The 12007-nt window shown below is 72.5% G+C and carries 11 protein-coding genes; 10 read left to right on the plus strand and 1 reads right to left on the minus strand.

The genetic code is table 11. The features are described from left to right. Nucleotides 1–85 precede the first annotated feature (85 nt). The 9 genes from SOM13_RS14755 (at nucleotide 86) to SOM13_RS14795 (ending at nucleotide 10193) form a co-directional block, all read left to right on the plus strand. Nucleotides 86–1144: an ABC transporter ATP-binding protein gene (locus tag SOM13_RS14755; RefSeq protein WP_320478282.1), complete on the plus strand. Its 1059-nt coding sequence runs from the start codon at nucleotides 86–88 to the stop codon at nucleotides 1142–1144. Continuing rightward, complete coding sequence (locus SOM13_RS14760; RefSeq protein ID WP_320478281.1) at nucleotides 1141–1794, plus strand: ABC transporter permease; 654 nt, start codon at nucleotides 1141–1143, stop codon at nucleotides 1792–1794. The genes SOM13_RS14755 and SOM13_RS14760 overlap by 4 nt, the downstream gene beginning before the upstream one ends. Beyond that, nucleotides 1791–2558, plus strand: coding sequence for an ABC transporter permease (locus SOM13_RS14765; protein ID WP_320480145.1), 768 nt, complete (start codon nucleotides 1791–1793; stop codon nucleotides 2556–2558). Before SOM13_RS14760 ends, SOM13_RS14765 begins: the two co-directional genes overlap by 4 nt. Next, nucleotides 2555–3478: an ABC transporter substrate-binding protein gene (locus SOM13_RS14770; protein WP_243214777.1), complete on the plus strand. Its 924-nt coding sequence runs from the start codon at nucleotides 2555–2557 to the stop codon at nucleotides 3476–3478. The genes SOM13_RS14765 and SOM13_RS14770 overlap by 4 nt, the downstream gene beginning before the upstream one ends. A 237-nt stretch (nucleotides 3479–3715) precedes the next feature. Further along, nucleotides 3716–5602 (plus strand): urocanate hydratase, encoded by a 1887-nt coding sequence (gene hutU, locus SOM13_RS14775; protein WP_320480146.1) that lies wholly within the window; start codon nucleotides 3716–3718, stop codon nucleotides 5600–5602. After that, nucleotides 5586–6899 (plus strand): allantoate amidohydrolase, encoded by a 1314-nt coding sequence (locus tag SOM13_RS14780; RefSeq protein WP_320480147.1) that lies wholly within the window; start codon nucleotides 5586–5588, stop codon nucleotides 6897–6899. Before hutU ends, SOM13_RS14780 begins: the two co-directional genes overlap by 17 nt. Next, entirely contained in the window at nucleotides 6896–8380 is a 1485-nt protein-coding gene (locus tag SOM13_RS14785) for a formimidoylglutamate deiminase (RefSeq protein WP_320480148.1), read from the plus strand. Before SOM13_RS14780 ends, SOM13_RS14785 begins: the two co-directional genes overlap by 4 nt. Next, nucleotides 8377–9576: an imidazolonepropionase gene (hutI, locus tag SOM13_RS14790; RefSeq protein WP_320480149.1), complete on the plus strand. Its 1200-nt coding sequence runs from the start codon at nucleotides 8377–8379 to the stop codon at nucleotides 9574–9576. The genes SOM13_RS14785 and hutI overlap by 4 nt, the downstream gene beginning before the upstream one ends. After that, nucleotides 9576–10193, plus strand: a complete 618-nt coding sequence (locus tag SOM13_RS14795) for a HutD family protein (RefSeq protein ID WP_320480150.1) — start codon at nucleotides 9576–9578, stop codon at nucleotides 10191–10193. The genes hutI and SOM13_RS14795 overlap by 1 nt, the downstream gene beginning before the upstream one ends. A gap of 179 nt (nucleotides 10194–10372) precedes the next feature. Here the strand turns inward: SOM13_RS14795 and SOM13_RS14800 are convergent, their stop codons facing one another. Further along, the gene (locus tag SOM13_RS14800) at nucleotides 10373–10891 is read right to left on the minus strand and encodes a hypothetical protein (RefSeq protein WP_320480151.1); all 519 of its coding nucleotides are present in this window, start codon (nucleotides 10889–10891) and stop codon (nucleotides 10373–10375) included. A 426-nt stretch (nucleotides 10892–11317) separates the two neighbouring features. Here SOM13_RS14800 and SOM13_RS14805 point away from each other — a divergent pair. Next, nucleotides 11318–12007 (plus strand): PfkB family carbohydrate kinase (locus SOM13_RS14805; protein ID WP_320480152.1); only part of this gene is annotated, 690 nt, incomplete at its 3' end.

A 12007-nucleotide genomic window follows, 5' to 3' on the forward strand; every position in this document is an offset into this window, starting at 1 on the left:
TCGATTCCGCATGATGAATCAACTTATTCACGAATCGCCGGGAGCGCGCTCCTCAGAGCCCGGCATCGCGACAGGAGAACGCCCCATGATCACCTTCGACGGCGTCAGCAAGGTCTACCCCGACGGGACGGTGGCCGTCGACGGTCTCGACCTCGAACTGCCCACCGGCGAACTGACCGTGTTCGTGGGTCCGTCGGGCTGCGGCAAGACGACGTCGCTGCGGATGATCAACCGGATGGTGGAGCCCACGAAGGGCCGCGTCCTGATCGACGGGAAGGACGTCGCGACCGGCGACGCGGCGTCGCTCCGCCGCGGGATCGGCTACGTCATCCAGGCCGCGGGGCTGTTCCCGCACCGCACGATCGTCGAGAACATCATGACCGTGCCCGGCCTCGTCGGCACGAGCAAGAAGAAGGCGCGCTCGACGGCCGTCGAGCTCATGGAGCGCGTCGGGCTCTCCGAGTCGATGGCCGACCGCTACCCCGTGCAGCTCTCGGGCGGCCAGCAGCAGCGCGTCGGCGTCGCCCGGGCGCTCGCCGCCGACCCGCCCGTGATGATCATGGACGAGCCGTTCAGCGCCGTCGACCCCATCGTGCGCGAGGGTCTGCAGGCCGAGTTCCTCCGTCTGCAGCGCGACCTGGGCAAGACCATCGCCATGGTCACCCACGACATCGACGAGGCCATCAAGATGGGCGACCGGGTCGCCGTCTTCCGTGAGGGCGGGCACCTCGCCCAGTTCGCCACGCCCCGCGAGCTCCTCTCGAACCCCGCCGACGACTTCGTGGCCGGCTTCGTGGGTCGCGACCGCGGGTTCCGCAGCCTGTCGTTCGACTCCGCCGCCGGTCTCGAGGTCGAGCCGGTCTCCGTGGCGCAGGCCGGGCCCGAGCGCCTCGTGCTCGACGACGCCGGTCGACCGATCGGCTGGACGGGCCCCGGTCTCGGCTCCGAGACCGCTCCCACGCACCCGGGCGGCTGGTACACCAGCACCGACTCGCTGCGACTCGTCACCGACCTGGCGATCACGTCGCCGGTCGGCATCGTGATCCGCGTCGACGAGCACGGGGTCGTCGACGGCGTGATCCGTCACACCAGCCTGATGAAGCAGCTGGAGGCGCGCCGTCGTCGCGAGGTGGACGTCGCGTGATCCAGTACCTCCAGAACAACGGGCCGGTCATCCAGGCCGCCCTGTCGCAGCACGTGTACCTCGCGCTGCTGCCCGTGCTGCTCGGCATCGTGGTGTCGCTGCCGATCGGCTATCTGGCCGTGCGCTTCAACTTCCTGTACCACCCGCTGCTCAACCTCAGCGGCATCCTCTACGCCGTCCCGTCGCTGGCGCTGATCGTGCTGGTGCCGTCCGTCCTCGGCATCCGCATCCTCGACCCGCTCAACATCATCGTCGCGCTGACCGTCTACACGGTCGCCCTGCTCGTCAGGGTCGTCGCCGACGGTCTCAAGTCGGTCGACCCGCTGGTCGCCGAGGCGGCCTCGGCGATGGGCTACCGGCGCCTGCGTCGTCTCGTCAGCGTCGAGCTACCGATCGCGCTGCCGGTCATGCTGGCCGGCCTCCGGGTCGCGACCGTCGCCAACGTCAGCCTCGTCAGCGTCGGCGCCCTGATCGGCGTCGGCGGTCTCGGCACGCTCTTCACCCGCGGGCAGCAGCTCAACTACGCTCCGCCGATCATCGTCGGCATCGTGCTCTCGGTCGTGCTCGCCGCGATCCTCGACGGCATCATCGTGCTGATCCAGCGTCGTGCGACGCCCTGGGTCCGAGCGGCGGGGAGGATCGCCTCGTGAACGACGGACTCCTCTCGTACCTGCTCGACGGCGACAACTGGCAGTTCGGCGCCACCGGTTCCATCCCGTCGCTGATCCTCACGCACCTCTGGTACACGATCCAGGCGGTCGCCGTGGCCGCGGCCATAGCCCTCCCGCTCGGTCTGTACATCGGGCACACCGGCAAGCTCTCGTTCATCGCGATCAACGCGGCGAACGCCGGCCGGTCGCTGCCGACCCTGGGTCTGATCATCCTGCTGGTCGTGCTGATGGGGCGCGGGTTCCTGCCCGTGCTGATCGCCCTGGTGATCCTGGCCATCCCGCCCATCCTCACGACGACCTACGCCGGCATCCGCGCCGTCGATCCGGCGGCCATCGACGCGGCCAAGGGCATGGGCATGCGCCCGATGCAGGTGCTCTTTAAGCTCGAGGTGCCGATGGCGCTGCCGCTCATCTCGAGCGGTCTGCGCAACGCGCTCCTCCAGGTGATCGCCACGTCGACCGTCGCTGCCTACGTCGGCATCGGCGGCCTCGGCCGTCTGCTCGTCGACGGCATCGCCCTGAACGCCTACGAGCGCGTCGTCGCCGGCGCCGTCGTCGTCGCGGCGCTCGCCATCGTCGTCGACCTGATCGCCGCGGTGATCCAGCGCTCCGTCATCTCGCCCGGCCTCACCGGCCGACGCGTCACCCGCCGTCCCACCAAGACCGTCCCCGCACCCTCCACCTCACCCGCCCCGACCGGACAGCCCGGTCCCGGCACCCGAACGAAAGCCCCCACATCATGAAGAAGAAGAACCTCCTCGGCGCCGTCGGCGTCCTCGGCGTCGGCATGCTCGTGCTCGCCGGCTGCTCCGACCCCACCGAGTCGACCGGCGGCTCGGCCTCCGGCGACAGCGAGACCATCACCGTCGGCTCCGCGAACTTCCCCGAGAGCGAGCTGCTCGCCGAGATGTACGCGCAGGTCCTCGAGGCCAACGGCGTCGACGTCGAGCGCAGCTTCAACATCGGCGCCCGCGAGGTCTACCTCCAGGCCCTCGAAGACGGCTCGATCGACCTCCTCCCCGAGTACAACGGCGCCCTGCTCGCCGCGCTCTCCGACGACGGCGCGCCCGAGGGCGTCACCTCGCCCGACGACGTCTACGACGCTCTGCAGGACGTCCTCCCCGAGGGCATCGTCTCGCTGCCGCAGTCCGACGCCGAAGACAAGGACACGCTCAGCGTGACCAGCGAGACCGCCGACGAGTACGACCTCGAGACCATCGAGGACCTCGAGCCCGTCGCCGACCAGCTCCGCATCGCGGCCGGTCCCGAGTTCGCCGAGCGCATCCAGGGCATCAAGGGCCTCGAGTCCGAGTACGGCCTGACCTTCAAGGAGTTCGTGCCCCTCGACGCCGGCGGGCCCCTGACCCTCGCCGCCCTGACCGACGGCGACGTCGAGGTCGCGAACATCTTCTCGACCGACTCGGCCATCGAGACGAACGACCTCGTCACCCTCGAGGACACCAAGCAGCTGTTCCTCTCGGAGAACATCCTCCCGATCGTCCGCGAGGACAAGAGCGACGACACCGTCGAGGACGCCCTCAACTCCGTGTCCGAGGCGCTGACCACCGAGAACCTGACCGAGTACCTCGCCAAGGTCCAGGTCGACAAGCAGGACTCGGCGAGCGTCGCCAAGGAGTTCCTCACCGAGTACGACCTCCTCTAGGTCGTCCCGCCGGCGACCGGGCACCCCGCCCGGTCGCCGGCGCCGCACCACGGCACCATCCGCATCACCGCATCACCGCATCACCGCATCACCTGCACCACCGCACGACCACAACCGAACAGCCCCGACCGGTGCCCCTCAGCGGGCACGCGGCTACTCGTCGCGCCCGCACGGCGTGCCGCGCGACGTCGCCGCCTCCTCCTGAACCGCAGATCGACCTCGAACGGAAGCCCCCTCGTGACCCTCGACACCGAGACCACCGGCACCACCGCCTCCTCCACCACCGGCACCGACGCGACCGACACCGGCGCGACCGGCGCCGCCGACGCGACCCGCGCCTCCTGGGGGCCCCGCCCGGTCCGCGCCCCGCGCGGCACCGAGCTCAGCTGCCTCGGCTGGCAGCAGGAGGCCGCGCTGCGCATGCTGATGAACAACCTCGACCCCGAGGTCGCCGAGCACCCCGACGACCTCGTCGTCTACGGCGGAACGGGCAAGGCCGCCCGCAGCTGGGAGGCGTTCGACGCGATGGTCGAGACGCTGAAGACCCTGAAGGACGACGAGACGATGCTCGTGCAGTCGGGCAAGCCGGTCGGCGTGTTCCGCACGAACGAGTGGTCGCCGCGCGTGCTGATCGCGAACTCGAACCTGGTGGGCGACTGGGCCAACTGGGAGGACTTCCGCAAGCTCGACGCCATGGGCCTGATGATGTACGGCCAGATGACGGCCGGCTCGTGGATCTACATCGGCACGCAGGGCATCCTCCAGGGCACCTACGAGACGTTCTCGGCGGTCGCGAACGCCGACTTCGGCGGCACCCTGGCCGGCACGATCACGCTGACCGCGGGCGTCGGGGGCATGGGAGGCGCGCAGCCGCTGGCCGTGACGATGAACGACGGCGTCGCGATCTGCATCGACGTCGACCGCACGCGCATCGACCGCCGGGTCGAGCACCGATACCTCGACGTCGCCGCGTCGAGCCTCGACGAGGCGCTCGAGCTGGCGATCGCCGCCCGCGACGAGAAGCGCCCCCTCTCGATCGGCGTGGTCGGGAACGCCGCCGAGATGGTGCCCGAGCTGCTGGCCCGCAAGGCCCCGATCGACATCGTCACCGACCAGACCTCGGCCCACGACCCCCTGTCGTACCTGCCGATCGGCACCAGCTTCGAGGACATGGCCGCCGAGGCCGCCGCCGATCCCGCCGACTTCACCCGCCGCTCGCAGGCCGCCATGCGCGCCCACGTCGAGGCGATGGTCGGGTTCCAGGACGCCGGGGCGGTCGTCTTCGACTACGGCAACAGCATCCGCGGCGAGGCCCGCACGGCCGGCTACGACCGCGCCTTCGCGTTCCCCGGCTTCGTGCCCGCCTACATCCGCCCGCTCTTCGCCGAGGGCAAGGGCCCGTTCCGCTGGGCCGCGCTCTCGGGCGACCCCGCCGACATCGCGGCGACCGACAAGGCGATCCTCGAGCTGTTCCCCGAGAACGAGTCGCTGAAGAAGTGGATCACCATGGCGGGCGAGCGCGTCGCCTTCCAGGGGCTGCCGGCGCGCATCTGCTGGCTCGGCTACGGCGAGCGGCACCTCGCCGGGCTGAAGTTCAACGAGATGGTCGCGTCGGGCGAGCTGTCGGCGCCGATCGTGATCGGTCGCGACCACCTCGACTCCGGCTCGGTCGCGTCGCCGTACCGCGAGACGGAGGCCATGCTCGACGGCTCGGACGCCATCGCCGACTGGCCGCTGCTGAACGCGATGGTCAACGTCGCGTCGGGAGCCACCTGGGTGTCGATCCACCAGGGCGGAGGCGTCGGCATGGGCCGATCGATCCACGCCGGTCAGGTGATCGTCGCCGACGGCACCGATCTCGCCGCCGAGAAGCTCGGCCGCGTGCTGGTCGCCGACCCGGGCATGGGCGTGATCCGTCACGCCGACGCGGGCTACGAGATCGCGATCGACGTCGCCGCCGAGCGTGGCGTGCGCGTGCCGATGCAGGAGCACCGCGGTGGCCGAGGAGGCGCGGGCCGGGTCTCCGAGGATGCCGCCGGCGAGAGCACTGCGACCGAGAGCACTGCGACCGAGAGCTTCGCGGGCGACACCGCCGAGGGCACCGTCGATGGCCCCCGCCCGTAGCGGGGCGACGGCCGACCGCCCGCTGCTGCGCGCCTCCTTCGACGGGGTCTGGAGCGACCTCGAGGGCGTCGGTCGCGACCCGCGCTCGGGCGGCTACGACCGCTTCTCGTGGACGGGCGTCGACCTGGGCCTGCGCGAGTGGTTCGCCGCCGAGGCGACCCGTCGCGGGCTCGAGGTCGAGGTCGACCGCAACGGCAACCAGTGGGCCTGGTGGGGCGCGCCGGCCGACGGTGCCGTCGTCACCGGCAGTCACCTCGACAGCGTGCCCGGCGGCGGGGCGTTCGACGGGCCGCTCGGCGTCGTCAGCGCACTGCTCGCGGTCGACGCGCTGAAGGCGGCGGGCGTCGTGCCCGAGCGCCCGCTCGCCGTGGTCAACTTCGTCGAGGAGGAGGGTGCCCGCTTCGGTCTCGCGTGCCTCGGCTCGCGCCTGATGACCGGCGCCGTCGACTCGTCGCACGCCCTGTCGCTCACCGACGACGACGGCACGACGCTGGCCGACGCGATGTCCGCGGCCGGTCACGCGCCCGAGCACGTCGGTCTCGACGAGACCGCGCTGGCGCGCATCGGCGTCTTCGTCGAGCTGCACGTCGAGCAGGGTCGCCACCTGGCGCTCGGCGACGAGTCGGTGGGCGTCGCGAGCTCGATCCACCCGCACGGCCGCTGGCACTTCTGCTTCGAGGGCGAGGGCAACCACGCCGGCACCACCCGGCTCGACGATCGCCACGACCCGATGCTGCCGTTCGCCGAGGTCGTCGGCGCCGCCCGCCGTCTCGCCGTCGAGGCGCAGGCGGTCACCACGTTCGGGCGCGTGCGCGTCGACCCGAACGGCACGAACGCGATCCCGTCGCGGGTCGACGCCTGGCTCGACGCCCGCGGGGCCGATCAGGGCGGTGTCGTCCGTCTGGTCGACGACCTGCAGCGGATCGCCGAGGAGGCGGCGGCCGGCCACGGCGTCGGCCTCACCGTCACCCGCGACAGCTTCACCCCCGTGGTCGACTTCGACGCCTCGCTGAGCGATCGGCTGCGGTCATCGCTCGGAGCGGCGTCGATCAGCGCGCCGACCCTGCCGACGGCCGCCGGTCACGACGCGGGGATCCTCGCGTCGCGGGTGCCGACGGCCATGCTGTTCGTGCGGAACCCGACCGGCATCAGCCACAGCCCCGTCGAGCACGCCGAGACGGACGACTGCGTCGACGGCGTCGAGGCCCTGACGGTGGTGCTGCGCGACCTGCTCGTCGCGCCGCTCGAGGTCGTGCCCGCCGCGGGCGGACAGCCCGGGGCCGGGGCCCGGCGATGACCGGCGCCGGCACGTCGACGTTCTGGGCCGAGCATCTGTGGACCGGGGTCGGCGACGTCCGGCACGGCGCGGTCGTCGAGGTCGTGGGCGACCGGATCGTGTCGGTGGTCGACGACGTGGCCGCGCCTCCCACCGGTTCGATCGAGCTGCGCGGCGTGACGCTGCCGGGTCTCGTGAACGCGCATTCGCACGCGTTCCACCGGGCGCTGCGGGGGCGGACCCAGGTCGGCAGCGGCAGCTTCTGGACCTGGCGCGACGTCATGTACTCGGTCGCCGGGCGGCTGACGCCCGAGAACTACGAGACCCTGGCCACGGCCGTCTTCACCGAGATGGTGCTCGCCGGGGTGACGACGGTGGGCGAGTTCCACTACGTGCACCACACCGCCGACGGCACGCCGCACGACGACCCGCTCGCCATGTCGCGGGCGCTCGCCCGGGCCGCTGCGACGGCGGGCATCCGCCTGACGCTGCTCGACACCTGCTACCTGGTCGGCGGGTTCGCGCCGGCGTCCGAGCCGGCTGCCGAGCCGGCTGCCGAGGCCTCCGCCGAGCCGGCCGACGACCCATCCGCCGAGCCGGTGCACGTACCGCTCTCGCCGGCGCAGATCCGCTTCGGCGACGGCACGGTCGCGGCCTGGGCCGAGCGGGCGACCGCCGTGCGCGAGGCGCTGAGCGGCCCGACCGTCGTCGTCGGCGCGGCCGTGCACTCGGTGCGAGCCGTGCCCGAACGGGACCTGGCCACGGTCGCCGGGTGGGCTCGTGGGCGCGACGCCCCGCTGCACGTGCACGTCTCCGAGCAGCCGGCCGAGAATGCGGACTGCGCGCGCCTCCTCGGCTCCACCCCCGTCGCGCTGCTGCGCCGACACGGCGTGCTCGACCATCGGGCCACCGCCGTGCACGCCACCCACCTGACCGAAGACGACGTCGCCGATCTCGCAGCCGGCGACGCCTGGGCCTGCTTCTGCGTCACGACCGAGCGCGATCTCGCCGACGGCGTCGGCCCCGCGGGCGAGCTGGTCGAGGCGGGCGTGCCGCTCACCGTCGGCAGCGACAGCCACGCCGTCATCGATCTGTTCGAGGAGGCGCGGGGCATCGAGACCGGACAGCGTCTCGTCAGCAACCGGCGCGGCTGGTTCGGCGCCGCACGGCTGATGTCCGCCGCGACCGTCGAGGGCGCCCGTTCGCTCGGCTGGGACGACGCGGGGCTGCTCGAACCCGGAGCCCTCGCCGACCTCGTGACGGTGTCGCTCGACTCGGTGCGTCTGGCCGACGCCCGGCGCGATTCGCTGCTCGAGTCGATCGTGTTCGGCGCCACGGCGGCCGACGTGTCGACCGTCGTGGTCGGGGGCGAGATCGTCGTGCGCGACGGGGGGCATGCGCGGGTCGCCTCCCCGGGTGGCGCCCTGCGGTCGGCGATCGAGGCGGTGCTGCCGCCTGTGAACGAGCCCCTGTCACCCCGTCGAGAGGATCCCTCCGCATGACCGTCACCGCCCTGACCGGCATCTCGCAGCTGGTCACGAACGACCCCGTGCACGAGTACGCCGAGGCGTCGAGCGGGCCGCTCGGTGTCGTGCTCGACGCCGCCGTGGTGATGGACGGCGATCGGGTGCGGTGGACGGGCTCGGCCACGCGCCTCCCCTCGGGCGTCGACCAGGTCGTCGACCTCGGCGGGCGGGCCGTCGTGCCCGGCTTCGTCGACAGTCACAACCACCTCGCGTTCGCGGGCGACCGGTCCGACGAGTTCGCGGCGCGGATGGCGGGGGAGTCGTACTCGGCCGGCGGCATCCGCAGCACCGTGGCGCACACGCGGGCGGCGAGCGACGCCGACCTGGCCGGCTCGGTGCGGCGTCTCGCCGGCGAGGCCCTGCGGCAGGGCACCACCACGATCGAGAGCAAGTCGGGCTACGGGCTCAGCGTCGACGACGAGCGGCGGAGTCTCGAGGCCGTCCGCACCGTGACGACCGAGTCGACCTTCCTGGGGGCGCACGTCGTGCCGGCCGAGTTCGCGGGGCGGGCCGACGACTACGTCGCGCTGGTCATGGGCGAGATGCTCGACGCGTGCGCGCCGCTGTCGAGGTGGATCGACGTGTTCTGCGACGTCGGCGCGTTCGACGTCGACCAGACGCGGGCGATCCTCACGGCGGGGATGGCGGCGGGGCTGACGCCGCGCCTCCATGCCGGTCAGCTGGCGCCGGGTGGCGGGATCCAGCTCGCGGTGGAGCTCGGGGCCGCGTCGGCCGATCATGTGACCTACGCGAGCGACGAGGACGTGGAGGCGCTGGCCGGGTCCACGACGGTGGCCACCCTGCTGCCCGGGGCCGAGTTCTCGACCCGAGCCGTCTACCCCGACGCGCGGCGACTGCTCGCGGCCGGGGCCACGGTGGCCCTGGCGGCGGACTGCAACCCCGGGTCGAGCTACACGACGAGCCTGCCGTTCTGCATCGCGGTCGCCGTGCGCGACATGCGGATGACCCCGGCCGAGGCGCTCTGGTCGGCGACCGCCGGGGGAGCGGCCGCCCTGCGCCGCACCGACGTCGGGCGCCTCGCGGTGGGTGCGGCGGCAGACCTGATCGTGCTCGACGCGCCGTCGTACGTGCACCTGGCGTACCGGCCGGGGGTGCCGCTGGTCGAGGCGGTCTGGCGCGGCGGGGAGCGCGTGTCGGGGCGGGCGTTCTGATGGGGAGCGAGGGGGCTGCCGGCGAGCCGTCTGTGCTGCGGGCGTCGGCCCGGGACGTCGTACCGTGGCGGAACGGGGCCGGGACGACGACCGTAGTAGCCGAGGGCCCGCCCGCAGAGGGCGGACCTACGACCGAGCCGGCCTGGCGGATCAGCATCGCGACGATCGACCGTTCGGCCCCGTTCTCGGAGTTCGCCGGAGTCGATCGCCTGCTGATGACCCTGTCGCCCGCCGGTCTCGATCTCGTGATCGACGGGCGGCGGGTGCGCGGCGAGGCGTTCGACGTGCTCCCCTTCGCGGGCGAGTCGGCCGTCGAGGCCGTCGACGTGCGGGGGACGGGTCTCGACCTCAACCTGATGACGGGGCGAGGAGCGGCCGTCGGCACGCTCGTCGCGCGGCACCTCGACGGAGAGCTGACGCTCCGCTCGCCCGGCACGCCCAGCACGCCCTCGTCCTGGACGGTGGCGGTGGTCGTCGAGGGAGACGTCACGTCGCCGACTCACGGTGCGCTGGCCCTGCACGACGCGGTCGTCATCCCCTCAGGAGGTGCGGTGCAGCTCACCGGCCGGGCCGCGGTGATCGCGCTGGCCGTGATCGAGCCGACCCGCGCCTCCTAGATGGGGTGCGTGCTCTCGGGCCATTACGCGTGAGTGCGTAATGGCCGCGCGCGGATCTGCCTGCCCCTCCGAGCCCCGGGTCCGAGGCCGAGTGGTCAGAAGATGTCGTTCGCCCTCGAACGAAGAGCGTCTTCTGACCACTCGGCGCCCTCGTCCAGCCCGTCGCCGAGCAGGGCGGGTCAGCTCCGACTGCTGAGGCGCTTCCAGACCGAGACGAGGTCCGGTCGGGTGCCCGGCGTCGCGCCGAAGCCGATCGACAGATATGCGGTGCTGTCGGCGAGCACCACGATCGACTCGGCACCCCACTCCTCGAGGGATGATCCGACGACCGAATCGTCGGTGCTCGGAGACAGGGCCAGGTCGACGACCGCCTCGAGGGGCATCGAGCCGTCGGGCACCGAGACCACCGCCTGCAGGTAGTCGATCCCCTTGAACGAGCTCGGAACCGCACTCGACGACACGACCGCCGAACCCGCCGGGAAGGCGACGCCGCTCGCGTCGGCGATGGTCTCGAGGGGCACGTCGTGGCACGTCGGGGCCAGGCCGTTGCAGACTCCGTATTCACCGGGCTCGTCGATCTCCGCCTGCACGGCCATGATCGGGACGACGACGAACGCGGCGATGATCGAGGCGGAGACGAGCACGAGCGCTCCGAACCAGAGGAGCTGACTGCGGAGGGTCGGATCGACGGTGTTCATCGATCAAGACTCGCTCCCGGCAGGCGGCGGCGGATCCCTCGCGAGTCGTCTCCGGCGCGACTGCAGAGTGAGTCGGCGGCGGGGCTTGGCCGGGCCGGAGGCGCGAATCGCTTCGCGCGGACCGGCCCGGAGACCGCGCCGAACCCGAATCGACGTGGCGTGCCCGTTGCATTGCTTACCCGTCATGCATTCGCCACCGCCGGGGGTGCGGTTTGTGCCCACTTCGGGGCGGCCGCGCGCACCGCCCGCTCGACGCCAGGAGATGGACACGACGCCAGCCTTATACGTGGCGTCGTGTCCATCTCCTGGCGTCATGGCCCAGCGGCCGGCGATAGCATCGCCGAGGCCCCCGCGGGCTCGCCCCGCCCGCCCGCACAGCCCGCCCCGCCCAGCCCGCACCGCCCCCGCCCGCGACCAGGAGGAACCATGGCACCGCACACCGTCCACGTCGTCGGCAGCATCAACGACGACCTGCGGCTCACCGTGGTCGAGCACGCCGCGCCGGGCCAGACCATCACCGCCACCGGCGCTCGCCGCGAGCTCGGCGGCAAGGGCGCCAACCAGGCCGTCGCCGCCCGCCGCGCCGGTGCCGCCGTGCGCTTCGTCGGAGCGGTCGGCACGGACCCCGCCGGCGACGAGCTCGTCACCGCTCTGGAGGCCGAGGGCATCGACACCTCGGGTGTCGCCCGCATCGAGCACGAGCTGACCGGCCGGGCCATCGTCTCGGTCGACGCGTCGGGCGAGAACCTGATCACCGTCGTCCCCGGCGCGAACGGTGCGATCGACGCCGACGCCGTGCGCGCCTCCTTCGAGGAGGTGCGCGAGGGGGACATCGTCGTCCTGCAGCTCGAGGTGCCCTTCGAGATCACGGCGGCCGCCGCCCGTGCGGGTCAGGAGCGCGGCGCCCTCGTGGTGCTCAACTCGGCGCCGTCCGACCCTCGCGTGCTGACGATCGTCGACGACCTCGACCTGCTCGTCGTCAACGGCAGCGAGCTCGCCGACCTCCTCGCGGCCGAGGCGCAGGGCGCCGCGGGGCACGACGCCGACCCGCAGGGCGCCGCGGGGCACGACGCCGACCCGCAGGGCGCCGCGGGGCACGACGCCGACCCGCATGGC

Origin of the sequence: Frigoribacterium sp. CFBP9030, assembly GCF_034045195.1 — a bacterium.
Taxonomy (GTDB): Bacteria; Actinomycetota; Actinomycetes; order Actinomycetales; family Microbacteriaceae; genus Frigoribacterium.

What these genes read in the sequence shown, in the direction of transcription:
- SOM13_RS14755 (WP_320478282.1), top strand. Translation starts at nt 86, where the DNA reads ATGATCACCTTCGACGGCGTCAGCAAGGTCTACCCCGACGGGACGGTG.
- SOM13_RS14770 (WP_243214777.1), top strand. Translation starts at nt 2,555, where the DNA reads ATGAAGAAGAAGAACCTCCTCGGCGCCGTCGGCGTCCTCGGCGTCGGC.
- SOM13_RS14780 (WP_320480147.1), top strand. Translation starts at nt 5,586, where the DNA reads ATGGCCCCCGCCCGTAGCGGGGCGACGGCCGACCGCCCGCTGCTGCGC.
- SOM13_RS14785 (WP_320480148.1), top strand. Translation starts at nt 6,896, where the DNA reads ATGACCGGCGCCGGCACGTCGACGTTCTGGGCCGAGCATCTGTGGACC.
- hutI (WP_320480149.1), top strand. Translation starts at nt 8,377, where the DNA reads ATGACCGTCACCGCCCTGACCGGCATCTCGCAGCTGGTCACGAACGAC.
- SOM13_RS14795 (WP_320480150.1), top strand. Translation starts at nt 9,576, where the DNA reads ATGGGGAGCGAGGGGGCTGCCGGCGAGCCGTCTGTGCTGCGGGCGTCG.
- SOM13_RS14800 (WP_320480151.1), bottom strand. Translation starts at nt 10,891, where the DNA reads ATGAACACCGTCGATCCGACCCTCCGCAGTCAGCTCCTCTGGTTCGGA.